This window comes from Pseudoalteromonas sp. BZK2, assembly GCF_014349195.1.
In the GTDB taxonomy this organism is placed as follows: Bacteria; Pseudomonadota; Gammaproteobacteria; order Enterobacterales; family Alteromonadaceae; genus Pseudoalteromonas; species Pseudoalteromonas simplex.
The window spans coordinates 1-22,115 of sequence record NZ_JACSOG010000023.1 but is presented as its reverse complement, the minus strand read 5'-3'; the positions used below and the strand labels follow the sequence as shown (position 1 = coordinate 22,115).

Below are 22,115 nucleotides of genomic sequence, written 5' to 3'. Positions count from 1 at the left end.
TAAACATGCAAAAGAATGAAGTAAAAAAAGTCGTCATTTTAGGTGGTGGTTCTGCAGGTTGGTTATCCGCAGGTTTAATTGCTGCCCAGCCCCATTTAACTCACAACGCACAGATCACCCTGATTGAGTCGCCCGATATTGCCACCATTGGTGTTGGTGAAGGCACTTGGCCAACCATGCGACAAACCTTAAAAACCATCGGCATTAGCGAAAGTGAATTTATTCAACGCTGTGATGCATCTTTTAAACAAGGTTCACGCTTTGATGGCTGGTGCGACGATGAAGGCGACGCACATTATTACCACCCGTTCAGCTTACCGGTAGCATATCAGCAATTAAATATTGCACCTTACTGGTTTGCCAACAAAGATGCCGTGAGTTTCAGCCACGCAGTGGCAAGCCAAACCTACTTATGCGATCACCATAAAGCACCGAAAAACCACTTGCATAGCGCCTATCAAGGTGAAGCAAACTATGGCTATCATTTAGATGCCGGTAAGTTTGCCATGCTGCTACAACAGCACTGCACGACCAAGCTAAACGTTGAGCATATCGTCAGTCATGTTGAATGCATCAATAGTGATGAAGATGGCTATATTAGTTCATTGCAAACCCGCGATCATGGCACTATTGCGGGTGATTTATTTATTGATTGCTCTGGCACCCACGCAAAGCTGTTACATCAACATTACGGGATAGAACTAATTGAGCAACACGATGTGTTATTTAACGATCGAGCCGTTGCCGTACAGGTGCCCTATTTAAACCCGCAGCAAGAGGTCCTTTCTTATACCAAAGCCACTGCGCAAGATGCCGGTTGGATTTGGGATATCGGCTTACAAAGCCGCCGTGGTCTAGGTATGGTGTACTCAAGTCGTTTTGCCAATAGCGAAGATGCGAAACAAGCGCTTAGCCAGTACATTGCAAAAACCCAGCCTGGCACAGCACAAAATGAACTGATATTTCGTGAAATTAGTTTTACGCCCGGCTATAGACGCCGTTTTTGGTATAAAAACTGTTTAGCTATTGGTATGTCTGCAGGCTTTATTGAACCACTTGAAGCCTCAGCGTTAGTCATGGTGGAGCTTGGCCTTAATAACTTACTTGCTAATTTCCCAACACATCGTGCTGCAATGCCGACACTGGCAAAACGTTTTGATGAGCAGTGCCATTATCGCTGGAAACGTATCATTGAGTTTTTAAAGCTGCATTATGTGTTGTCAAAGCGCACAAGCCCTTATTGGCAAGCTCATAAAGAGGCAAACTCAATTCCTCTGCAACTTCAAGAAAACTTAGCACTTTGGCGATATCAAAGTCCGTGGTTAAACGACTTTGACCGTGCTCAAGAGGTCTTCTCTGCAGCCAGTTACCAGTATGTACTTTATGGAATGAAGCAATTGCCACAGTTTCCTGTACTTGCAATGCCTGCGGCAATTATTGAGCATTTTAGTGCTAACCAACAACAAGCCAAACGCGGATTACAACAACTACCCACTAACCGCGAGCTGTTAAATCATATTCAGCAATTTGGTATACAACCTATTTAATCTCAGTATTAGGAGGCCCAATGGCCAATCATGTCTTACTTGATAACATCAGCCATAAAGACCTAAAAGTGATCACCACACGCGGTGCTAACTGGGGCGACAATATTAGCTGCGCTACCGTATTTCCAAGTGAGTTTGCTAAAGTTCAAGCAAATCAACCTATCGTATTTCGTAAGCACCCACAAACAGGTCAATTCGAAGCCCTCGCTTTATTTGGTTTTGAAAATGGTGAGAACTTGCTGCTAAACGAGCAAGGCGAATTACAACTGAGTTACTTACCGCTAAGTATGCAGCGCCAGCCATTTTTAATTGGCCAACAAACCCAGTATAACAACGGTATTCCTGAGCAATCTCTGGTGGTACATATTGATTTAGACAGCCCACGCATAAGCACACATGATGGCGAAGCCATTTTCCTTGAACATGGTGGAAATAGCGAATACTTAAATCATATTGCTCAAGTACTTAACGCGTTACATCAAGAACACCAAACAATTAATCTGTTTTTTGAGCGTTTGCTTAGCGTTAATTTACTCGAAGCTTTCAGTATTGAATATGCAGATAAAAATGGCGAAAAAGTCACAGTAAGCGGCTTTTATACTATTAACCAACAGGTGCTAAACGGCTTAACCGCTGAACAGCTTAAGCAGTTACAACAGCAAGGTGACCTACAGGCTATTTATATGGTGCTGGCATCAATGGAGCACATTCCTCATTTGCTTAATAAAAAATGGGCTCAGCAGTAATGTTTGCGGCTGCGCCAATAAAAGAATGCCAGGCTTCAAGCATTGCTGATCTAAAAGTGTTTTTAGCTGAGCAAACTGAACCACTGGTCATAAGAGATCTCTGCGTTGATTGGCCCCAAGTCATGGCAGCTAAACAAAGTTCTAAAAACGCCTTAGACTACCTTTTAGGGCTTGCCAATAACGCCCCAGTACGCAGTTTTAGCAGCCAAGCAATTCATCAGGGACGCTATTTTTATAACGCTGATTTCTCAGGGCTTAATTTCTCACAGCACGCCGATAACCTAGTTTCTGTGCTGCAAAAATTAGCACGTTCAATCACACAAACCGACAGTGATTCACTGTATATGGGCTCTACTGCTGTGGAGTATTGCGCTCCGGGCTTTAGTGTTAAAAACCCATTAACAGTGACCGATTATAACTGCTTAACCAGCCTCTGGGTGGGAAATCATAGTCAGATTGCCGCTCACTATGACAACGCCGATAACCTAGCTTGTGTTGCTGCGGGTAAGCGTACCTTTACTCTGTTGCCAACTGATCAGGTCAATAATCTTTACGTTGGTCCACTCGAATTTACACCCGCTGGGCAAGCGGTTAGCTTGGTTGATTTTAATAACCCCGATTTCAACCGTTTTCCACGTTTTAAAGAGGCTATAGCAAAGACGCAATCGGCAACTCTTGGCCCTGGCGACGCTATTTATATTCCAGCGCTTTGGTGGCATCAGGTTAGCGCAACCAGTCCGTTTAATGTGTTGGTGAACTATTGGTGGCGACAAGCCCCAGAGTATTTAGCAAACCCATTTGATGCCATGCTGCACAGTATGCTGGCAATTAAAGACTTGCCAAGCGAGCATAAACAAAAATGGCAGAAACTCTTTAATCATTATGTGTTTGCTGATGATGTGGATTTAGCAAGCCACGTTGCTGAGCCTGCGCAAGGGATATTAGCGGATATCGACGAACTAACGGCCAGAAGAATAAGGCAGCTATTACTACAAAAACTCAACCGATAGAATGAACCAAAAGCCAGCGAATGCAACGAGTTCGGCGAAGCATCTGCAGGCTCTTGGTTCATAATTCACTTATAGCAATCCGCTTAAATAAGTACTATTGCGGATTGTTCTTACCCTTTATTAGTGCTGCTGATGGCTGTGTTGTTGCACAGCCGATACCTGTTTCACTATTTTTACTACATTGAAAAACACGTACGTAATCCACCAGCATTTGCTTAGGATAACCGGCAAAATCAACACTTTGTCATCTTGCCAAACTAACTGCCAGCCTTCTCCTAGGCTGGCTTTGACACGCGCTGGGGTTTGCTGACAGGCACTAAGCGCACCTGTTAGCAAAATAACAGCATACGATTTTACTGACATGAGACTGTTGCGTCCTCGCTGTGCGCGCTCGTTACTGATAGTTTAGCAATTGATACTTGCCATGCACCTTCAGTGGCTAATTGCCAAGGCGAGAATACTTGCCCAAGCTGCACACCTTGCTCTGCAAAGCAGCTCAAATCTACCGTTAGTGTTTGCCAATCATTTACTGCTTTAAGCTGTTTGCTAATATCAAATTGGCCGTCACAGTTTTCACCACATTGCATACCTAGCATTAGCGGCGCATCAGCAGCTTGGTCTACCTTAATCTGCATTTGCAGTTGACCCGCTTTTTCAACGTATGAACGTAAATCCGATGGGAACGCAGCCATTAAACGAACCGCAGCCGCTTCTTTACCATTAAAGCTGATTGCGCGCGCATCTTCTTGTACGTCTTTATCAAAGGTTTTTACGCTAACAGCGTTAAGGGCTGCACGGCTACTGGTCATGGCTTGTTGCTCAGAACCACTTTGTAGTTGCAGTGACCACGGTGCTTTTACGGCACGTTCAAATAATACTAAGTCTTCTAATTTAGCGGCAACTTGTGATTTTTCGCTAAGGTCATCTGCTAATGTATTTTTATCTTGGTAAGTTAAACCAAAGCCATAAGGTAATAGTGGCGCGTAATCTTTATCACCACGGTTTTGGTTACCTACCGGGTTATTTGGCCACGAGAACGATAACTTACCTTTAAAGTCATGATTGATAGAACCATCTTGCTTTTTAAAGATAACATCGCTGATTGCATCACCTTCACTGCCTGGTAACCAAGTTGCGACAAACGCATCACTAGCATTCAGCTCTGCATTCACCCACATTGGGCGGCCACTAATAAATAGCGACACCACAGGAATACCGGCATTTTTTAGCTTTTTAAGCAGGGCTAAATCAGTTTTATTACCACGTTGGTATTCAAGGTTATCTAAATCACCATTACCTTCTGCATACGGCTGTTCACCAAACACCACAATCGCGACATCTGGCTTAGATTCAAATTCGCCATTCACATTGTATTGAACCTGACCTCCTGCTTGCTCAACTGTATTTTTGATCCCATCAAAAATTGAAGAGCCACCCGGGAAGTCACTATTTTCGTTACCTGTACCCTGCCATGTGATTGTCCAGCCACCTGACTGCATACCAATGTTATCTGCGCCCTGGCCGGCAACTAATACATTTGCATTTGCTGATAGCGGTAACAACTGTTGTTTATTTTTCAGTAGTACTAGTGATTCACGGACTGCTTGTTTTGCAACTGCGCGATGTTCTGCACTACCAATGATCTCTGTTTTACCTGAAAGCGGACGCTTGGCAGGGCTTGGCTTATCAAACAAACCTGCGCGCATTTTTACACGTAAGATACGTGTTACTGCATCATCGATACGGCTTTGTGCAATTTCGCCACTTTTAACTTGCTTAATAAGGTTTTCGTAAAGTGGTTTCCATGCATCTGTCGGTACCATGTACACATCAAGACCCGCATTTGCAGCCTGCGCACAGTTGCCATTAGTACAACCCGGAATTTGACCGTGGCCGTTCCAGTCACCAACAACAAAACCATCAAAACCCATTTTATCTTTTAGCACGTCGGTAAGTAGGTATTTACTGCCATGAATTTTCTCACCATTCCAGCTGTTGAATGACGCCATTACGGTTTGCGCCCCCGCACCTAAGCCGCCTACATAACCTTGCGCATGAATATCAAATAACTCTTGCTCAGACGCCGTGTTATTACCTTGGTCATCACCGCCTTCTGTGCCGCCATCACCTAAAAAGTGTTTAACCGTACTGATCACACGTTTATCAGATAAAAAGTCGTCATCAACCGCACCTTGCAACCCCTTAACAATGGCTGCTGAATACGCTTTTACAATTTCAGGGTCTTCAGAATAGCCTTCATAAGTTCGGCCCCAACGGTCGTCACGAACAACAGCCACAGTTGGTGCAAATACCCAGTCGATACCAGTTACCATCACTTCTTGCGCGGTAGCGGCGGCAATTTTTTCGATTAACTCAGGGTTGTTTGTTGCACCTAAACCAATGTTATGTGGAAATAATGTCGCACCAATTACGTTATTGTGACCATGCACGGCATCGGTACCCCACATAGTCGGAATTGAGCTGCCATCGAGCGAGTCATCAATTGAGGCTTGATACATTTTTTCAGCAAGATCAATCCAATCTGCAGCGCTGGCATGTTTATCATTATTAGGGAATGCGCCACCGCCATTGAGGTAAGAACCAAAGCCGTATTTACGCATATCTTCAACGGTTATATCGCGAATTTCTGGCTGGATCATTTGCGCAATTTTTTGCTCAAGGGTCATATTTGCCAGCATTTTCGCAATTTGTGCTTCCATTTCTGGATTTGCTGCAATGCCCGTTTCGATATTTGGCCAAATTTCTTGCTCAGTGCTCACGTTGGTCACCTTATCTTGTCCAGTACAACCTAGCATGCTGACGCTTGCCATCATTAACGAACAGAGAGTGAATGTTTTTTTCAATTTCATTTTTTGCACCTATGAAGTCTGAGTTGATACTTTTGAGCCAACCAGCGCAAAGTAAGTAATATATAAATAACAGGCGATTGGTAAGAATAACGCCATTTGCACGCCAATAGAATCTGCTAATACGCCTTGTAGTAATGGAATAATCGCTCCCCCTACAATCGCTAAACATAAAATGCCAGAGCCTTTTGAGGTGTATTTGCCAAGGCCGTGTAAAGCAAGGCTAAAAATGGTTGGGAACATAATCGAGTTACATAATCCCACAAGCAAAATTGCCCACATAGCAAGGCTGCCCTCACCCGTCATAGCAATCAATACTAACAATACCGCCAACAAGCCATGGCATGCCAACACCTTGCCTGCATTAAATTTCTGCATTACAACTGCACCAATAAAACGGCCAACCATGGCTCCTGCAAAGTAGTAGCTAATATAATGCGCAGCTTCATTTTCTGGTAAACCAGCAATGTTATCTAGGGTCAAAAAGCCCACCAAAAAGCTACCAATCGCCACTTCTGCGCCCACATACACAAAAATACCTACAGCACCTAAAATGAGGTGGCGGTAACGCCAAACACTGCCTAAATCAACAAAATCTTCTAAATCTTGATGTGCCGCTTCGCTATCACTTTCTTTACCTAGTTTTGGCAGTTTTAAAAATGCAAAGATAACCGCAAGTACCAACAAGCTTAACGACAACATTAAATAAGGGAGTTTCACTTCTTCTGCGGTGGCTTGACTAACCTCAGATAGAATTAACCAACCACCAAAAATTGGCGCAACCGTGGTTCCTAACGAGTTAAATGCTTGTGTCATAGTCAAACGCGAAGATGCTGTTTTTTGCGGACCAAGTACACTTACATAAGGATTGGCAGATACTTGTAAAATCGTGATGCCCGAGGCAAGGACAAACAAGGCTAGTAAAAATAATTCGTACACATGGGCAACCGCAGCTGGGTAAAACAGCGCACACCCCACGGCTGCGACCAATAAGCCAACCACGATACCAAACTGGTAGCCAATACGACTGACCAACTTTCCAGCAGGGATCGACATCACAAAATACGCACCAAAGAAGCAAAATTGAATGAGCATAGCCTGCGTATAGTTAAGTGAAAACATACCTTTTAAATAAGGGATTAAAATGTCATTCAGACAGGTTATGAATCCCCACATAAAAAATAATGTGGTCAATGATGCCAGCGCAAAGTGCTGCTTAGGCATATCTGCTTGGCTTGCAGCAGCCGACACAGGGGTTGAAACATGAGCCATAATTTTCTTCTCTAGTTAATTATATTTATCAGTTTGTTACAGCAAGGTTTAATACTTAATCACTAACAGCAAATAGCGAAATATGTTGCAACATTAAATGTAAGCGCTTACATTTATAACATATAAATCATATTTAGCAATTTATTTGCAGAAAAATTGTAAGCGCTTACAACTGAGTCTAAGCTCTAATTTACCAAGCCTTACACTTAACCCGAAGGACGAGTATCTACTGTGTATAAATCAATTTCACTGTTACCAGATTCATCTTTACTCAAGCCCGAGTTCACGTTCGGTGTGGCAACAGCTTCATTCCAGATTGAAGGGGCACGCGATAAGCGCCTTGATTGTATCTGGGATACATTTTGCGAAAAGCCTGGCGCTATTGCTGACCAAAGCCATGGCGATGTAGCTTGTGACCATGTTGCACGTTGGCAGCAAGATGTCGAGATGATTGCAGATTTGGCTGTCGATGCTTACCGCTTATCTATTTCGTGGCCAAGGGTCATGCAGCAAGATGGCTCGGTTAACGAGCAAGGTATGGCGTTTTATGTTCAGTTATTAACGGCTTTAAAAGCGCGTAACATTAAAACCTATGTCACCTTATATCACTGGGATTTACCTCAATACCTTGAAGATAATGGCGGCTGGTTAAATCGCGAAACAGCCTATAAATTTAAAGACTATGCCGAACTTGTTACTCAACATTTAGGCCATTTGGTTGATTCATTCGCCACCTTGAACGAACCATTTTGTAGCGCTTATTTAGGCTATGAAGTGGGTGTACATGCACCTGGCATAAAATCACAACAAGCTGGCCGACAAGCAGCGCACCACTTACTACTCGCCCACGGCCTTGCTATGCAAGTATTACGTAAAAACTGCCCAAGCACAGAAGCAGGTATCGTATTAAACTTCAGCCCAACGTATCCCTTAACCGAAGATGATAAAAAAGCCGCAGAGCTTGCTGATCAATACCACAATCAATGGTATATCAAAGCGGTTTTAGAGGGTGCTTACCCCTCTTTAATGGATGATTTAGCAGATGAAGTTAAACCAACTATTATTGCTGGCGATATGGCAATTATTCGTCAAGCCGTCGACTTTATTGGCGTTAACTATTATACCCGCATACACTACAAAAATACCGCTGATGGCTGGTTTGAAGAAGCAAACCTTGCGGATGTTCGTGTTACCGATATGGGCTGGGAAGTTTATCCTCAAGGCTTAACTGAGCTTTTAGTATCATTGCATCAGCAATATGATTTACCAAAAATGTACATTACCGAAAATGGCGCAGCCATGGCCGATACATTAGAAAATGGTGAAGTGAACGACATAGAACGCGTAGATTATTATCACACTCATTTAAATGCAGTGTGTGATGCAATTCGCCAAGGCGTCAATATTCAAGGCTACTTTGCGTGGAGCTTAATGGACAACTTTGAGTGGGCCTATGGCTACGAAAAGCGCTTTGGGTTAGTTTATATTGACTACCAAAGCCAACAACGCATTTTAAAAGAAAGCGCAAAACAATATCGCGCGCTACTCAAACAGCGATAAAAATAACAACAATCGAGAACACACATGCTGACAAAAAGAGAAAAAATAGCCTACGGATTAGGCGACACAGCAAGTAATATCATCTTTCAAACGGTGATGTTATTTTTAACTTTTTTCTATACTGATATCTTTGGTATTTCACCCGCGATTGTTGGCACCTTGTTTTTGGTGGTGAGAGTCGTTGATGCCATCACCGACCCATTAATGGGAGCCTTAACCGATTCAACTCGCACTAGGTGGGGAAGCTATCGCCCCTACTTACTCTGGCTCGCTTTACCATTTGGGGTGATCAGCATGATCACCTTCACCACGCCAGACTTGCCTGAGTCAGGCAAAGTCATTTACGCCTTTGTCACTTACACTTTGCTGATGCTGGTGTACACCGCGATTAACATTCCTTACTCAGCGTTAGGTGGGGTATTAAGTGGCGACCCTAAAGAGCGAGTATCCATTCAATCTTATCGCTTTGTGTTTGGTATGCTGGGCGGCTTAATTGTCAGTGCCTGTACTTTGCCTTTGGTAAACTGGCTTGGCAAAGGTGATAACGCCACGGGCTACCAACTCACTATGGCCCTGATGAGCGGCTTAGGTGTGATCTTATTTTTGATTTGTTTTCGCTTTACCAAAGAGCGCGTAGCTGCTCATAACAGCTCATCGTTGAGCTGGAAAACCCGTATGAACACGCTATGGCAAAATGGCCCATTTAAAGTGTTGTGCTTTGCTGCATTTATGCTGTTAACCAGTATGGTACTGCGCACCACCCTTGCCATTTACTATGTAAAATATGTACTTGGTGAAGCCGAGTTGGTCACCTACTTTGTTACCATCGGCATGATAGGTAATATTCTGGGCTGTGCCTGTGCAAACCCACTCAGTAAACGCGTTGATAAGAAAACCGCCTATATTCGTTTGCAATATATCTCTGCGGCAATTAGTTGCGTGGCGTTTTGGTTGCCGGGCGAACAACTTGCACTTGCCTTTGCGGTGTACTTTTTGTGGTGTTTTTTCACGCAAATGGCAACTCCGTTACTGTGGGCAAAAATGGCCGACACCATAGATTATGGGCAATGGAAAACCGGTGAAAGGCTAACAGGCCTAGTCTACGCAAGCGTGGTCTTTTTTATTAAGCTTGGCCTTGCTCTTGGCGGTGCCATTGCAGGTTGGTTATTGGCATTTTATGGCTATGAAGCCAATACCGAACTCAGTGATCACACGCTCTCGGGTATCTTAATTTCATTTACCCTTTACCCAGCAATAGGTAGTATGCTTGTCGCATTTATCATGAAAAGGTATATTCTTGATAATCAAACGGTTGAGCGGATCAGTGCCGATTTATCGTTAAAAAAGCATCCATAACTTTGTTTAAAAAGGAATAACATGGCCACCATTTACGAGGTGTCGAAACTTGCAGGCGTTTCTCTTGCAACCGTTTCGCGAGTAATGAACAACAATGCAAATGTCAGTGATGCAACACGTAAAAAGGTCACTGCCGCAATGGATGAGCTTGGCTATAGACCTAACTCAATTGCTCAGTCACTGGCATCAAATTGCTCGAACAGTGTTGGTCTACTGGTCTCTGAATTACAAGGCCCATTTTACGGGCCTATGATGAGCGGCATTGAAAATACCTTTCGTAATCAAGGCAAACACCTGATTATTGCTGCAGGTCACAGTGATGAAGAACGAGAAAAACAAGGGATTGAATTTTTAATTAGCCGTAACTGCGATGCGCTTATTTTGCATGTTGAAGCTGTCAGCGACGACTACCTAATTAAACTTAGCAAAGGCCGTACTCCGTTTGTACTAATCAACCGCTATATCAGCGAACTCAGTGACCGCTGCATTTTGCTTAATAATATAAAAGGCGGATATCTAGCGACTAAACATGTTCTAGAACAAGGTCATAAAGACATTGCCTACATCAGTGGACCAGCTTGGAAGCAAGATGCCAAAGACCGCCTAGAAGGCCACAAACAAGCGCTGGCTGAGTTTAACCTTGAGTTTGATGAAAACCTCTTATTTCAAGGTGATTTCATGGAAGCGAGCGGTTATGAGGGGTTAAAAGCGCTTCATCAACAAACGCATCCATTCACGGCGCTTATCTGTGCTAATGATGAAATGGCAGTGGGTGCCATGGCAAGCGCACGTGATTTAGGGCTAACGTTACCTAAGCAACTGTCGATTATGGGCTACGATAACGTGTTTTTCACCCGTCACGTTTACCCACAATTAACCACCATTAATTACCCCATAAATGAAATGGGCCGCATGGCTGCTGACTGGGTGTTAAACCAAGTTTATCAAAAACAAACACCGCCGTTACAAACGCTATTTGAACCTGAACTTGTAGTCAGGCATTCAATTAGTCAGCAATAAGCTCGGATAACAAGCCAAGATTAATCGGTTTTAACAGCACTTGTTCTATATCAAGTTGTTTAATTCTTTCTGGCTCTGGTTCGGCGCCACTTACAATGACTAATTTTAAGTCGGGGTGGCGCTGTTTAATTTCTTTTGCTAAATCTAGCCCTCCACCATCAGGCAAATGCATATCGAGTAATACTTTAGCAAAATTTTGGTCGTCACTCAGTGTCTCAAGACAAGCGGCACAACTTGGCGCTATGACAGTTTCAACACCTAAGCTTTCAAGCAATAATTGGGTAATCTGTGCCGCATCACTGTCGTCTTCAACCAATAAATAACGCGTGCTTTGGTTGGTCATTTCAGGGCTGTCGTCTTGCTCAACCACAGGTGCAGTATTGCCTTCGCAAATATAATGATTAAGCACTTGGTAAAGCAACCCAGAATCAACCGGCTTGGCAATCATATCGTTAAAACCCAGCGCGCTTAACTCAGTTTTCACCCCTTTCATGGTGGCTGCAGTAAGCGCGATAATTGGCCCTTGATAACCCATTTTACGAAGTTCAATAGTGGCTTCTTTACCGCCCATAACCGGCATATGCAAATCAATAAAAACAATATCAAAAGGCTCACCCGCTTGTTCTGCACTAGCGACTTTCTCAATAGCTTGTTTACCGTGTTCTGCGTATTCCACTTCAGCACCGGTCATAGTGATCATATGACCTACTAGGTTACGTAAATCTTTTAAGTCGTCGACCACTAATACCCGACCACTGGTTTCAAGGGTGGCTAATTTTTGTTGGCAATCTGGGTTTGAATCAAAACGCAGTACTTGGCGCTCAACATCACGAATGTTGCCCGGGTAGATAGAAAGGGTAAATTCTGAGCCCACGCCTTGCGTAGACTCAAGCTCAATTGAGCCTTGCATTCGACTAAGTAGCTCAGAACAAATGGCGAGGCCAAGCCCTGCTCCACCCACATCTCGGGATTCTACATCGGCAATTTGTTCAAATGGTTTAAAGATCAAAGCTTGTTTTTCGGCTGGGATTCCAAGACCTGTGTCTTTAATACTAAAAAACAGCATTTCGCGCTCATTAACCCAAGCAGTCCAAGCACGCACTGTGATCTCGCCTTGGTTAGTAAACTTAATTGCATTGTTGATGATGTTAATTAGGATTTGGCGTAACCGCGTCGCGTCTGTGTTGACAACTAAAGGTAAGGCTTGCTGAGATTCAAATTTAAGTGTTAAGCCTTTATCAACGGCTGAGACGCGCATTAAGGTATATACGTCCGCCATTAGGCTATCTAAATTGACATCACTGCAATTGAGCTCAAGTTTATCAGCAGCAATTTTTGATAGGTCGAGCACGTCATTAAGTAAGCTCAGTAGATGCTTACCATTTCGGTAAATCACACCCAGCTCGTTTTGGGCATGCTGGTTCTTACCACTTTGCATTAGTAACTCGGTATAACCCAAGATGGATGACAGGGGCGTACGTAACTCATGGCTTAAATGCGCCAAAAAACGGTCTTTAGAACGGTTTTCTGCTTCAGCTTTTAAGCGTTCAACACGCTCATCTTCAACATCTCGTCGTGCTAACGCATAACGAATAGCGCGGGCAAAACGGCTAGAGTTCATCTCGTTTTTAACAAGGTAATCAACCGCACCGGCATCAAGCGCTGCAGAATCGAGTGCTTCATCTGATTGCCCGGTAAGCATGATAATCGGACCGCGAAAACCATTATCAACGGCCCGTTTTAGCACTTCGAGACCATCAGAGGCACCTAAACGATAATCTAACAAACAAATATCATGCTTGTTTTCGCTCAGCACACTGATGGCCTGTTCAGGGCAACTTAACCACTCAACATCGAATGTATGGGAACCTAATTGCTCTAGGTAGTCGCAAGTAAGAATATAATCGTCTTCGTCGTCTTCTACTAAGAGTAATCGGGTTACCTTATCTAACATTGTTATTCCTTATAGCAATTTGCTTAATAAAATATTATCGCAAATTGGAATTAATCGTTCTGTGGTGTTGGCAGCTCTACAAACTCTACCCAGTATTTCCCTAATGTTTGCATTAACTCGACTAAACCTTCAAAAGTAACTGGCTTAGTAATGTATGATGCAGCCCCTAAGTCGTAGCCTTTAACCATATCTTCTTCTTGTTTTGATGTAGTTAAAATCACCACCGGAATACCCTTCAAGTTAGGGTTAGCTTTGATTGCTTGTAAAGCTTCACGGCCGTCCATACGCGGCATATTCAAATCGAGTAAAATCAAGCCCGGGCGCGGTGAGCTTTCTTTTTCACTAAATTTGCCTTTACGCTCAAGGTATTCAAGCAGTTCTACACCGTCTTCAACAAAAAACAACTCGTTTAATACACGGCTTTCGGCCAATGCATCTTGGGTTAATAAACGATCATCTTCGTCGTCATCAGCCATTAAAATGGTTATTGGTTTAACTTTATTAAGTGGCATTACGCCTCTCCTTGTAGTGTGAAAAGCGATGTTTCCACGGGTAATTTAAGAGTGAAGCTTGCACCCTCACCAACGTGACTACTTGCTGTTATTTCTCCGCCATGGCGCTCCACAATACGGCGACAAACCGATAGTCCTATGCCTGTGCCTTTGTATTGCGAACGGCCATGTAACCGCTGGAACGGAACAAATATTTTTTCTAGGTATTCTTCTGAAAAGCCAATTCCGTTATCTGAAATTGTAATAACTTCCCACTCTACATCAGTGTGATGAACTTCGCTAAATTCTGAAATTCGCTGATATGCAATATCAATGACAGGCGCAACATTCTCACGTCTAAACTTTACTGCATTCGACAGAATGTTTAAGAACAACTGTAGCATTTGACTCGGGTCTGCTTGAATATGCGGTAAGGTATCGAGGTTAACCGTGGTCTCAGATTCTTTTATTGCGATTTCAAGATCATCAAGTACCTCTGCAACGACTTCATTCAAATCTGTATCAACAAAGTCCTTACCACGAGTGGTTACGCGTGAGAATTCAAGTAGGTCATTGATTAAATTAGACATACGCTGAGCGGCATTTTTCATACGATTAATGTAATCAACCCCTTTTTCGCCGAGCTCATCTTTAAACATCTTTTCAAGGCGGTCACTGAAGGCTTGAATCTTACGCAGTGGTTCTTGTAAATCATGACTTGCAACAAAGGCAAAGTCTTCAAGCTCTCTATTTGAGCGACTTAGCTCATCTGAATAGATGGTTAACTCTTGCGTACGTTCTGCAACCTTTGCCGCCAAGTTTTCGTTTTGTTTTTCAAGGTCAGCTCGGTACTTAGCTTGATTGCGTATGTTGATACGGGTTAACACAAACATACCAATAAGCAGTAAAGCACTTGTCACTGCAGTAATCGCAAATGTTAACTTCGCTTCGTTTTTAATTTGTGAGAGCTTTGCAAACTGCTCTATTTTAAAATTAAGCTCACGCATTTGAATTTCATCAACTCCAGCGCGAATATCTTTATATAAATCACGACCTTGGTCTGTTAATAACAAGCGGCGAGCTTTCACGTCTTTATTTGCAAGAGCCAGATCGGTGGTTTTAGTCATCACTGCGACTTTATCGTTTACTAAATGAATTAAACGAGCAATGCGGTCTGCTTGACCGGGAATTTCTGAATGCAAGCTTTTCACAAGCATGATCTGCGCTTGCATTGAAGCGATAGCATCATTGTAAGGCAGTAAATAATCTTCTCGGTCACTAAGAAGATAACCTCGCTGACCTGACTCAGCCTGTACTACAGATAAATGTAGCCGCTCTATTGCAGTATTAAGTGAGTTAGTATTATCAAGACTACTTTGTGTTTCTGTTAGAGAGCGAATGCTATTGAGGGCTAAAAAAGCATTCGCCACCACGATACACAGCACCACGGCAATAAAGCCAGCCCAACTGACCGCTATTTTTCCTTTTTGTTTTTGCATTTGCTTCCCAATCAATGAGTGCTCAATCTGCTGCGTGAGTGTCACTTATTTCTTGTAAGTGTTCACTGCACTGCTGACAGTTTGTAATTATTTTATCTAATGCCTCGAGCGCTTTTTGCTTAGGCATATCATTTTCTAATACGAGCTTAACTAACTCTGCATTCATCGAAATACGGTTTAGCGGTGCACGAGCATCGTGCACCATTTTTCGTAAAGACTCGTTGTTACTCATAGCTATCCTTAGTTATTTGTATTCGCCAATGCCCCCATAAGCATTTAAACGGTTATAAAGTGTTTTCGTACTGATCCCCAGCATTTGCGCAGCAATCGTCTTATTACCTTGTACTTTATCTAAAGTCGCGTGGATCAATTCTTTTTCAACTTCTTCAATGGTTTGCCCTGCAACAACTTGGTTTGCTTGGCTCTCTTTATTCACTTTAGAAAACGGTGATTCTAACGAATCAGGTAAAGTAATAACGGAGCCTTTAGGGTCACTCATGATAAAGGCACGGTGTATAGCATGGCGAAGTTCACGCACGTTACCAGGCCAATCATGGGCCTCAAGTTCTTTGATTTGCGCTGCTTGCCATTTAAAGTCGGTGCCGTTTTCATCATTAAGCTGCTCTAAAAAAGCATTGGCAAGCAATGGAATATCTTCTTTGCGCTCACGAAGCGGTGGAATATCAATAGGGAATACCGCTAAACGAAAGTAAATGTCTTCACGAATAACATTATTTTGCGCAAGGTCGGTCAAGGTGCGGTTGGTTGCAGAAATAACGCGGCAATTTACCGCTTGCTCTTTGGTTCCACCCACTCGAGTTACTTTTTTACTTTCGAGTACACGTAGTAAGTTTGGCTGCATATCAATGGGCATTTCTGTCACTTCATCTAAAAACAAAGTACCACCAGCAGCTTGCTCAAACACCCCCTCTTTACGTGCAATAGCGCCTGTAAATGCGCCCTTTTCATGGCCGAAAAGTTCGCTACCAATCAGCTCTTTAGAAAATGCACCACAGTTAGTTGCTACTAAAGGGCCATCACACTCAGTGGCGTTGTGAATTGCCTGAGCAACCACTTCTTTACCAGCACCACTTTCCCCCATCAACATTACATTGGCAGAAGTTGCTGCAACACGCTCAATCATAGTGTAAAGCTTTTGCATCACCTCAGATTCACCAATTAAGGTGCCAAAGTGGCGCTTTATAGCTGGCGTTGCTTTTTTCTTAGGGCTTGCTTTTTTCGGGTTGAGTACCCGTTCTATATCTTCTCGTTGTAGTGGTTTGACTAGGTGACCAACATTAGGCTCACACATTTCAGCCAACTTACCCTTTACTGAAGGATGCCCTGAGATTAACGTAACACGAGGCGATTGACCGATTGCTTTTAAGTGCTCAAGCAAATGTAGACCGCTGCCATCTGGCAACATAAAATCTAAAAAAACATGGTCAAACGTGTTGTTTTCAAACCATTGCTCAGCTTCAGCAAGGTTCGCTGCGGTATTTATATTGTGCCCGAGGAACTCAACAATGTGACAAACTACATCACTAAACTCACTGTCATCATCAACTAAAAGTACGTTTAACATATTTATTCCATAAGCTTTTTTAATCATTCTACGCTTAGTTCCAATAAAAATAAAATAAAGCGCGTTAGATACTAATTGAATTCAAATTACGACCATATTACTGCATTTAGTTCCACTTTAGGGTAAAAAGTGAGAAAAATACTAGAAACGGGTTATTATTGCCTACTCAAAATTAAGCTGAGCTGTACTTATTTTAAGTTATTAAGTTGTAATCATATGAAGTTATTAAGAAAAGTTATTCACCCAAGTTTAGGAAACGACTACGGCACTGTATTTATTCGTAACACTGCCCGCGCCATTGTTTTAAAAGGTGAACAAATACTACTTTTATACACCGCTCGTTATGATGACTACAGTTTACCGGGTGGCGGGGTTGATAAAGGCGAAAGTATTGAGCAAGGGCTCCTGCGAGAACTTCATGAAGAAACTGGGGCATTACAAATTCAAATAAAGCAGCCTCTAGGATTATACGAAGAAGTGAGGCCTTGGTATAAAGACGACTTTGATTGTGTTCATATCAAATCCTATTGCTACTTCTGTGAAATTAGCGATGAATTTGCAGACCCAAAAATGGAGCACTACGAAGTGCAAAATGGCATGCAACCTAAGTGGGTGAATATATTTGATGCCATCGCACACAACGAAACCACCATGGCAATGAGTGAAAAACAGGGCTTATCGATTCAGCGCGAGACCTTTTTATTAAAGCTGATTGCTGACACTCTTTAAGTTTTTTACATTACTTTACGCAACCCTCAGCTATTGGGGCAGTCTATACTTATAATTAAAGCCAATTATGAGAGTCAACCATGAGTAAAGTAGCTGCCCTTTCTAAGCCAACCATCCTGTTACATTGGACCGTTGCCATTTTGTTTATCGGCGTATTTGCGATGGGCATTTATGTTGCTGATTTTGCCGAGCCACCCGCTAAATTTACTTATATGGGATGGCATAAATCAATGGGCTTAGTAGTATTAGTTTTTGCCATCGCAAGGCTTATTTGGCGCATAAAAGAAGGCGCATTACCTGCAACATCTGACATGCCTAAATGGCAAACCGTAATTGCTCACCTCACTCATGGCTTATTATTACTTGCGACCCTAGCTATGCCGTTATCTGGATTTATCATGAGCTATGCGGGCGGTCGTGCAATTAGCTTCTTTGAGTTTGAGCTATTGAGCGCACCAGAAAAAACACCTTGGCTTGCAGATGCAGGCAGCTTTGTGCACCACAGTTCAGTGCTCATTATCGTGGTGATTTTAGCCTTACACGTTGCTGCTGCACTTAAACACCAGTTTGTTGACAAAGATGGCATGCTGAGCCGCATGCTAGGTAAGTCTTAAATAAAATTTAAGCGGGCTTAGGGTTAGCATAAAAGCGCCATAAGCCCACTAAATTACTTATTAAAAACACTGTTTCCATTACCACTGCTAGTGGTGAAAACGCTAATAAATTGTGAACTATCCAGCACACAGTGCCGACAATCATCAACAGGCGTAAGGTAAAATCTTTGCCTTGGAATGAAGCATAGGTTTGCATTAACGTTGCTGCCAGTGCGATAAAGCTAACCCAGCTATGCAATGTTAATAGTACTGCGCTAATACTCAAAAGCATAAACGCTATCATCACCCAAGTTTTGCGCGCAAAAATACAATAGCCATAACGTAGGGCGGCAATCAGCATTAAGCTTGCAGCACTGAAATTATCAAGCAGCATAAAATGCACTGATGTAAGTAATACTGAGCTAAACAAACAAGCTAAAATAGCTTGTCTTTGTTTAAACTGAAAAGAAGCCAAATCGAGTAATGTGGCAATGGCAACTAAGCACTGAGATAAAATAAACATAACGACTCCTGAAAAATCAGCAGTGTAATGTTCACCGTTTTGCTGCGCCTTAACTTAAGTTAAGACGCCGTCTAATTCGCGATAAAGAAATCGCTGAAATCCCTAAATACATAGCAACATCGTTTAAGCTTAATTGCTCAAGCCAGTGCGGTTTTTGATCTAATAAATATTGATAACGTTGCTCTGGCGTATTGAGTAATAAAAACGCTTCTTTTGCTTCTTTAAACAATAATTGCTGACTAACTAATTGATGTTTAATTGCTTGCCAGTCACTACTATCAAATAAAACCAAAGGTACCTTAATAAGCTCAGCATCACGTATTACTTTGAGTTGATAGAGCGCAGGGGTTTTGGTTAACCAGTTACCATAAAGCAGTGCAAACTCATCTTGAAAGTAAAACTCTTTACACTTTTGTGTGCCTTGCGATGATGCATGTAATGCACCAAGCACCCCTGATATAATTAAGTAACCCACATCTTGCTCATCGCCTTGCTGTAATAAAATATCACCTTTAGCGTACCGCTTTATAGCGCATTGCCCTGCAAGTTTGTTACGAAATTCACAGGCTAGCTGATGGTAACTATCACCGAGCGGGAGTAACTGGGTATCTGTCAAGATTGCCAACCTTGCATCAATAATCTAGTTATTTGCTGGGCGTTAATCCCTTCTCTAACAATAAAGCGCTCACCACACCAAAGTGGTGAAAAACCACTATCGCCTTTGGCTTCAGCTTTTGCACGTAATGCGGTCATCGCAATCGACGCATACGGAAAAGGCGGCGCTTGCTCTGGCATAACTCCTAACTCTTGCATGACTCGATTGCTAATACCTCGTGCTGGACGACCAGAGAATAAGGTCGTCAATTCAGTTGAGTCTGGCGCAACTGTTTTTAATACTTCACGATGTAAAGCACTTGTTGTCGCTTCTTCACAAAGTAAGTAAGCGCTCCCCACCTGCACTGCTGCGACACCTAATGCTTGGTATTGGGCGACATCTTCTGCCGTGCAAATTCCACCTGCTGCAATAACAGGTATATCAAGCTCTACACATTCTCGCACTAATTGCGCAGTGGTTGGTTGCAGCGACAAATCCATTGATAAAAAATGGCCGCGGTGGCCGCCAGCTTCAATCCCTTGTGCAATAACCGCATCGGCTCCATTTGTTTGTAACCAACGCGCTTCATCTAACGTTGTGGCTGATGAAAGAACCGTTCCGCCCCACGCTTTTATTTGAGAAACAATCTCTCTACTTGGTAGACCAAAATGAAAGCTTACAACGGCAGGCGTGTAAGGTGCGATAATATCTATTATTTGTTGATTAATTGGCTGGCGCGAAGCATTACGGGTAAATTGTGAGACATCGACAGCAAACTCATCAAAATAAGGTGTAAGCAGATTATGCCAAGCCGTTTGCTGAGCCAGGGTATAGTCGGGTGTTTGATGACAAAAAAAGTTAAGATTGTAAGGCTTATCAGTATGCTGGCTAAGATAATCAAGTTCTGATTTTAGCTGCTCTGCTGAGAGCATAGCGCAAGGTAAAGAACCAAGCCCTCCAGCTTCACACACAGCGACTGCCAGTTTGGCATTTTGCACACCCGCCATCGGCGCTTGAATAATCGCAAGTTCAGTTTTTAACACAGAATTTGTCATTACATATTCCTTGTAAGTTTTTCAACCTAATGCAGTTTTTACAAAGTTTAAGCTTCTCAAAGGCTAACTGAAAAATAAAAGTCTTCTAAAACAATAAGCTATAAAAAGCAAAAAATAGGTATTAGCTTTGCAGACTAGCTCCTACAACTTTGTAAGGAGATAATGATGACTGATACTGTTACTACAATCAATCCAACTAATGAACAAACGATCAAGACTTATAACTTATTGTCACTGCAACAAGCACAGAGTGAAGTTGACCAATGTCATCAAGCATTTTTAAAATGGCGCACTACATCCCATGAGCACCGCGCAAAATTACTTAATAAACTTGCACAAGTAATTGATTCTAATCAACAAGAATTAGCCCAACTAATGACCGATGAAATGGGTAAGATTTACCAACAGGGCCTTCAGGAGGTTGAGCTTTGTGCAGCAATTTGTCGTTATACCGCTGAGCAGGGACCAAAAGTGCTTGGCGATGAAAAGCGAGATATGCAAGACGGACATGCAATTATTAGTTACCAACCAATTGGTGTAATACTTGGTATCCAACCATGGAACTTCCCGCTATATCAAGTCATTCGCTATGCTTGCGCGAATGTTATGGCAGGTAACACCACAGTGCTAAAACATGCGGGTAATGTATTTGGCATGGCCGAAAAGATTGAACAGTTATTTAAACTGGCTGGTTTTGACGATTATTGCTTTAAGAACTTACTTATTGACGGTAAAACCGCAAGCGAACTAATAGATCACTCAGCGATTCGTGGTGTAACCTTTACTGGCAGCGACGGCACAGGCAAAAAAGTCGCAGAGCGAGCAGCTAAACAGGTTAAGAAAACCGTGCTCGAATTAGGCAGTAACGATGCATACATCGTACTTGATGACGCTGATTTAAATACGGCGATTACCGCATGTACGCAAGGTCGTTTGATAAACAACGGACAAACCTGTGTTGCGGCAAAACGCTTTATTGTGGTTGATGCTTTATATGATGATTTTAAAGCTCTAATCAAAGAGCAATTTGAGCAAGTTGTTCTTGGCGATCCGAACGATGAAAAAACCACGCTTGGCCCAATGGCTCGTAAAGATCTGCGCGATCAGCTTCATCAGCAAGTTACTGACTCTGTAAATGCAGGTGCTACTATTATCACGGGCGGTAAAGTTGCTGAACACACCGGCTTTTATTACACCCCGACCTTGCTTGAAAATATCAAACCGGGCATGCCCGCTTATGACGATGAATTATTTGGCCCTGTGGCATCACTTATTCGAGCCAAAGATAACGCAGAGGCAATGCAAATTGCTAATGATTCACGCTATGGTCTTGGCGGCGGTATTTTCTCAAAAGATGAGCAAGCAGCCATTGAGCTTGCAAAGCTTCACTTTGACACCGGTATGGTAAATATCAATGGTTATGGTCTTGCGCAACCGAACTTACCATTTGGTGGTGTAAAAGACAGTGGCTATGGCCGTGAACATGGCGGTTTTGGACTACGAGAATTTGTTAATATCAAAACCATTATGGTCAACGACTAATCACTATTAAGGGCTCATTAGAGCCCTTTTTTATATCTGATTGTGCCGTCCTTAATAAGGTTATCACTTTTCATACCAATCCGCTTAATTAAGTAGTCTATTTTGAGGCAATAAAACCTCGTTGATAACAAGGCAAAAATTTCGTTATTTAGTTGTTCTAAATGAGAAATT

At 42.7% G+C, this 22,115-nt stretch carries 20 protein-coding genes; 9 read left to right on the top strand and 11 right to left on the bottom strand.

What is annotated here, in order from left to right; all coding sequences use genetic code 11:
• Nucleotides 1-5: 5 nt before the first annotated feature.
• From BIZ38_RS14275 to BIZ38_RS14265, 3 genes are read left to right on the top strand one after another with little or no spacing between them, the layout of a single operon-like run.
• On the top strand, nt 6-1,547 hold the full coding sequence (locus BIZ38_RS14275; RefSeq protein ID WP_138616059.1) for a tryptophan halogenase family protein: 1,542 nt from the start codon (nt 6-8) through the stop codon (nt 1,545-1,547).
• 20 nt (nt 1,548-1,567) lie between these two features.
• Nucleotides 1,568-2,293, top strand: coding sequence for a SapC family protein (locus BIZ38_RS14270; RefSeq protein ID WP_138616057.1), 726 nt, complete (start codon nt 1,568-1,570; stop codon nt 2,291-2,293).
• Nucleotides 2,293-3,303, top strand: a complete 1,011-nt coding sequence (locus BIZ38_RS14265; protein WP_171041487.1) for a cupin-like domain-containing protein — start codon at nt 2,293-2,295, stop codon at nt 3,301-3,303. The genes BIZ38_RS14270 and BIZ38_RS14265 overlap by 1 nt, the downstream gene beginning before the upstream one ends.
• Nucleotides 3,304-3,423: 120 nt before the next feature.
• Here BIZ38_RS14265 and BIZ38_RS14260 read toward each other — a convergent pair whose 3' ends face one another.
• The 3 genes from BIZ38_RS14260 to BIZ38_RS14250 form a co-directional block, all read right to left on the bottom strand.
• Nucleotides 3,424-3,666 carry a hypothetical protein gene (locus tag BIZ38_RS14260; RefSeq protein ID WP_187490577.1) on the bottom strand — a complete coding sequence of 81 codons (243 nt, stop codon included), beginning with the start codon at nt 3,664-3,666 and terminating at the stop codon, nt 3,424-3,426.
• Nucleotides 3,657-6,119 (bottom strand): glycoside hydrolase family 3 protein, encoded by a 2,463-nt coding sequence (locus BIZ38_RS14255; protein WP_410445979.1) that lies wholly within the window; start codon nt 6,117-6,119, stop codon nt 3,657-3,659. The genes BIZ38_RS14260 and BIZ38_RS14255 overlap by 10 nt, the downstream gene beginning before the upstream one ends.
• A gap of 63 nt (nt 6,120-6,182) precedes the next feature.
• On the bottom strand, nt 6,183-7,442 hold the full coding sequence (locus BIZ38_RS14250; protein ID WP_138616053.1) for a sugar MFS transporter: 1,260 nt from the start codon (nt 7,440-7,442) through the stop codon (nt 6,183-6,185).
• A 231-nt stretch (nt 7,443-7,673) separates the two neighbouring features.
• Between BIZ38_RS14250 and BIZ38_RS14245 the strand changes: the two genes are divergently transcribed.
• The 3 genes from BIZ38_RS14245 to BIZ38_RS14235 are packed head-to-tail and all read left to right on the top strand — an operon-like array spanning nt 7,674 to nt 11,378.
• On the top strand, nt 7,674-9,002 hold the full coding sequence (locus BIZ38_RS14245) for a GH1 family beta-glucosidase (RefSeq protein WP_187490575.1): 1,329 nt from the start codon (nt 7,674-7,676) through the stop codon (nt 9,000-9,002).
• Between the two features lie 24 nt (nt 9,003-9,026).
• Nucleotides 9,027-10,358: a glycoside-pentoside-hexuronide (GPH):cation symporter gene (locus tag BIZ38_RS14240; protein WP_187490574.1), complete on the top strand. Its 1,332-nt coding sequence runs from the start codon at nt 9,027-9,029 to the stop codon at nt 10,356-10,358.
• Nucleotides 10,359-10,379: 21 nt separating this feature from the next.
• The gene (locus BIZ38_RS14235) at nt 10,380-11,378 is read left to right on the top strand and encodes a LacI family DNA-binding transcriptional regulator (RefSeq protein WP_138600360.1); all 999 of its coding nucleotides are present in this window, start codon (nt 10,380-10,382) and stop codon (nt 11,376-11,378) included.
• Here the strand turns inward: BIZ38_RS14235 and BIZ38_RS14230 are convergent.
• From BIZ38_RS14230 to BIZ38_RS14210, 5 genes are read right to left on the bottom strand one after another with little or no spacing between them, the layout of a single operon-like run.
• Complete coding sequence (locus tag BIZ38_RS14230; protein ID WP_054552608.1) at nt 11,365-13,332, bottom strand: response regulator; 1,968 nt, start codon at nt 13,330-13,332, stop codon at nt 11,365-11,367. The two genes, BIZ38_RS14235 and BIZ38_RS14230, sit on opposite strands and share 14 nt — an antisense overlap.
• 50 nt (nt 13,333-13,382) lie before the next feature.
• Nucleotides 13,383-13,844: a response regulator gene (locus BIZ38_RS14225; RefSeq protein ID WP_054552609.1), complete on the bottom strand. Its 462-nt coding sequence runs from the start codon at nt 13,842-13,844 to the stop codon at nt 13,383-13,385.
• The gene (locus tag BIZ38_RS14220; protein WP_138600356.1) at nt 13,844-15,322 is read right to left on the bottom strand and encodes a sensor histidine kinase; all 1,479 of its coding nucleotides are present in this window, start codon (nt 15,320-15,322) and stop codon (nt 13,844-13,846) included. The genes BIZ38_RS14225 and BIZ38_RS14220 overlap by 1 nt, the downstream gene beginning before the upstream one ends.
• A 22-nt stretch (nt 15,323-15,344) precedes the next feature.
• Nucleotides 15,345-15,554, bottom strand: coding sequence for a histidine kinase (locus BIZ38_RS14215; protein WP_054552611.1), 210 nt, complete (start codon nt 15,552-15,554; stop codon nt 15,345-15,347).
• Between the two features lie 12 nt (nt 15,555-15,566).
• A complete protein-coding gene (locus BIZ38_RS14210; protein WP_054552612.1) occupies nt 15,567-16,907 on the bottom strand; it encodes a sigma-54-dependent transcriptional regulator in 1,341 nt (446 codons plus the stop codon).
• Nucleotides 16,908-17,123: 216 nt separating this feature from the next.
• On the opposite strand from BIZ38_RS14210, the gene BIZ38_RS14205 reads away from it, so the two are divergent.
• Together BIZ38_RS14205 and BIZ38_RS14200 are read left to right on the top strand one after the other, a co-directional pair.
• The gene (locus tag BIZ38_RS14205; RefSeq protein WP_187490573.1) at nt 17,124-17,636 is read left to right on the top strand and encodes an NUDIX hydrolase; all 513 of its coding nucleotides are present in this window, start codon (nt 17,124-17,126) and stop codon (nt 17,634-17,636) included.
• 80 nt (nt 17,637-17,716) lie between these two features.
• Complete coding sequence (locus BIZ38_RS14200) at nt 17,717-18,250, top strand: cytochrome b (protein WP_054552614.1); 534 nt, start codon at nt 17,717-17,719, stop codon at nt 18,248-18,250.
• Nucleotides 18,251-18,257: 7 nt separating this feature from the next.
• On the opposite strand, the gene BIZ38_RS14195 is transcribed toward BIZ38_RS14200, so the two are convergent.
• The 3 genes from BIZ38_RS14195 to BIZ38_RS14185 are packed head-to-tail and all read right to left on the bottom strand — an operon-like array spanning nt 18,258 to nt 20,402.
• Nucleotides 18,258-18,752 carry a YgjV family protein gene (locus BIZ38_RS14195; protein ID WP_054552615.1) on the bottom strand — a complete coding sequence of 165 codons (495 nt, stop codon included), beginning with the start codon at nt 18,750-18,752 and terminating at the stop codon, nt 18,258-18,260.
• Between the two features lie 49 nt (nt 18,753-18,801).
• Entirely contained in the window at nt 18,802-19,368 is a 567-nt protein-coding gene (locus BIZ38_RS14190; RefSeq protein WP_187490572.1) for a Crp/Fnr family transcriptional regulator, read from the bottom strand.
• Nucleotides 19,365-20,402: an NAD(P)H-dependent flavin oxidoreductase gene (locus tag BIZ38_RS14185; RefSeq protein WP_187490571.1), complete on the bottom strand. Its 1,038-nt coding sequence runs from the start codon at nt 20,400-20,402 to the stop codon at nt 19,365-19,367. The genes BIZ38_RS14190 and BIZ38_RS14185 overlap by 4 nt, the downstream gene beginning before the upstream one ends.
• A 165-nt stretch (nt 20,403-20,567) precedes the next feature.
• Between BIZ38_RS14185 and BIZ38_RS14180 the strand changes: the two genes are divergently transcribed.
• Nucleotides 20,568-21,944 (top strand): NAD-dependent succinate-semialdehyde dehydrogenase, encoded by a 1,377-nt coding sequence (locus tag BIZ38_RS14180; RefSeq protein ID WP_138600346.1) that lies wholly within the window; start codon nt 20,568-20,570, stop codon nt 21,942-21,944.
• Nucleotides 21,945-22,115: the final 171 nt, after the last annotated feature.